Here is a 2,728-nt window from a genome sequence, read left to right on the forward strand (position 1 = left end):
ACCGGTGCGCCCGCCGGCCAGCAGAGGGGGCCGGGTGGAACCCCGGCCCCCTCTGCGCCAACTAGGCTGTTCTGCCAGCTAGATATCTCCGGCCGCTGAGCCGTTCTGCCGGCTAGGCCAGGCGGACCACCATTTTGCCCTTGTTGGCACCCTTCATCAGGTCGATGAACGCCTGGGGGGCGTTTTCCAGTCCGTCAACGAACGTCTCGTCGTAGCTGACCTTCTCTTCGCGGAGCCAGGCGCCCATCAGCTGGGCGAACTCGTCCGCGTACTGGTTGTAGCTGCTGGCGATAAATCCGCGCAGGGTCAGTTCCTTACCGATGGCCAGGGCCAGGTTGCGCGGTCCGGTGGGCGCGCCGGTGGTGTTGTACTGCGAGATGGCGCCGCACATGGCGATGCGTCCGTACTTGTTCATGACTGCGATGGCGGCCTCGAGGTGCTCGCCGCCTACGTTGTCGAAGTAGACATCAATTCCGTCGACGCCGGCTGCCTTCGCCAGCTGCTCCTTGACCGGGCCGTCGTGGTAGTTGAAGGCCTCATCGAAGCCCAGCTCAAGCAGGCGCTCGACCTTTTCCGGGGAACCGGCGCTGCCGATGACCTTTTTGGCACCAAGGGCCTTGGCGATCTGGCCCACCAGCGAGCCGACGGCACCGGCAGCACCGGAGACGAACACGACGTCGCCTTCCTTGAACTCGGCAACCTTGGTCAAACCGGCGTAGGCGGTCAGGCCGGTCAGGCCCAGCGCGCCCAGGTAGGCGCTGGCCGGTGCCAGATCCGTGTCAATGACGCGGGCACGGGTGCCATCAACGACGGCGTAGTCCCGCCAGCCCAGCCCGTGCAGGACGGTGTCTCCGGGTTTGTGCGCCGCCGAGCGTGATTCGAGGACTTCGCCGACAGCGCCGCCGTCGAGCGGGGCATCCAGAGCGAAGGGAGGCACATACGACTTCACATCGTTCATTCGCCCGCGCATGTAGGGGTCAACGGACATATTGGTGTTGCGGACCAGTATTTGACCGTCCTGCAGTTCGGGCACGGAGACCTCGGTCAGCCGGAAGTTCTCATCGGTCGGCCATCCTTCGGGACGGGATGCGAGGTGGATTTCGCGGCTGGTTGATGGAACAGACATGGTGGGGCTCCTTCCGTGCGGCTGTTTCTGCGGCCGCACATGCAAAACAGTAAGCATCCTGTTTATCACGGCTGGCTGGGCCCCCTCCCCGCATTCCCCCGACGGCGTAGCTCACACCTCCGGCACCGTGTCAGCCGGCGTTACCGAGCGCCTCGCAGCTCTGCCCGCGTGGTCCGGCCGGTCCCGCCCGCCGGTCCAGGGCGGGCCCAGTGCCCTCAGCGGAGCCGCACATCCCACAGGTGGTGCACGGCGTCGTGCAGGAAGTACCGTGCCAGGGAATCCACGGTGAAGCCGGTGCCGTCCGAACGCAGTCCGCGGTGGGCTAGCTGCCGGGGTTCGACGCCGGCGAAGGCCAGGGCGGTAGCCTCGGCTTCGGCTGCCAGTTCCACAGCGACCCGGGCAGGGTCCTGTTTTCCGTAGCCTTCGCTGACTGCGGTGGCGTCCTGGTCCCAGTCCGCGAACTCCGCTCCGTCGGTTTCCAGCATCAGTTCCAGCCGCCTGCGGTAGACACGGCACAGGTCGCGGACGTGGGCCGCGTATTCCAGGGCGGACCAAGTGGAGCCGTCCGGGCGCTGTGTGGCATCGGGCCGGGCCAGCACCTGCTGCCAGGCGTCCGCGTTGGCGCGCAGCATTCCGGGGACCTCGTCGAAGGAGGTGGCAGCGGCGTCGAACCCGCACTCGGGGCAGGGCCGTTCCAAAACCCAGGTCCAGTTTTTGGTATCGGGAGTTATGACCATTTTCACACTGTAGAGGATGTGGATTGCCCGAAGCCCGAACTTCGTACCGGGAATTAGTTCGTGCCCCGGCATGGGGAGCGTTTCGCCGGCCAGACCGCTACAGGACGTCTGGTCCGTCCACCCGGACAAAGACCGGGTCCCCAGTGCGGCGGGCTGAGAGCGCGGCCCTGGCCGCCCGCATTCCCGCCGTGACCGCAGGCGCATCACCGTAGGGGAAGAAGCACAGGGTCCGCCAGCGGCCGGCGCCGTTCAGGGTCCCAGCCTCTTCGCCGCGGGACGACGGTGGTTCCTCCGCCGGCGCTGGCCCCACAATCCGCACGCGCTCGGGAAGGTCCAGCCGGGAGACGAAGGCTTCGAGGCCTTCCCTGGAGCCGGACAGCTCCGCGAAACGGACGGCGGGCGGGAGCCCCAGTTCCCTCCGCAGGGCAAGTTCACGTTCCGCGGCACCCGCCGGGTCCCAGCGCAGGAGATGCCCCACGGTCGCGGTATCGTCGGCCGTCACCACCACCACTCCCCCGTCCCTCGCCGGGCGCACCAGTGCTGCTGCGGTCAGCCAGCGGCGCAGCGTTTCTTCCTGCGCGCGCAGTGACTGCCGCGAGAGCATGGTGGTGCCGTCCAGCAGCAGTGCCGCCGCATAGCCCGACGGCGCCACGGGTTCAGCACCCGGTGTGGCCACGACCAGCGCGGGGGTGTCCGGAACCTCGGCGCGGATGTGGTCTCCGGCGGAGGACACAACAGCCACGGATGGGAAGGCACGGCCCAGCTCTTCGGCGGTCCGCCCGGCGCCGGCGGTGGAGGCACGCAGCCGGAAGCTGCCGCAGGAGGGGCAATGCCAGCGCGGCTCGGGGCGGGCGCACCAGCGGCA

At 68.1% G+C, this 2,728-nt stretch carries 2 protein-coding genes and 1 pseudogene; all 3 read right to left on the reverse strand.

What is annotated here, in order from left to right; genetic code table 11:
• Positions 1-112: 112 nt before the first annotated feature.
• Complete coding sequence (locus RTN46_RS10525; RefSeq protein WP_312181173.1) at positions 113-1,126, reverse strand: NADP-dependent oxidoreductase; 1,014 nt, start codon at positions 1,124-1,126, stop codon at positions 113-115.
• Positions 1,127-1,341: 215 nt separating this feature from the next.
• Positions 1,342-1,863: a DinB family protein gene (locus RTN46_RS10530; protein ID WP_312181175.1), complete on the reverse strand. Its 522-nt coding sequence runs from the start codon at positions 1,861-1,863 to the stop codon at positions 1,342-1,344.
• A 97-nt stretch (positions 1,864-1,960) separates the two neighbouring features.
• Positions 1,961-2,728: pseudogene (locus RTN46_RS10535) on the reverse strand (primosomal protein N'); the annotation flags it as partial.

It is taken from the genome of Arthrobacter sp. (genome assembly GCF_031988865.1).
Classification (GTDB): domain Bacteria; phylum Actinomycetota; class Actinomycetes; order Actinomycetales; family Micrococcaceae; genus Arthrobacter_B.

Coding starts and splice junctions, on each gene's coding strand:
- RTN46_RS10525 (WP_312181173.1), bottom strand. CDS start 1,126: ATGTCTGTTCCATCAACCAGCCGCGAAATCCACCTCGCATCCCGTCCC.
- RTN46_RS10530 (WP_312181175.1), bottom strand. CDS start 1,863: ATGGTCATAACTCCCGATACCAAAAACTGGACCTGGGTTTTGGAACGG.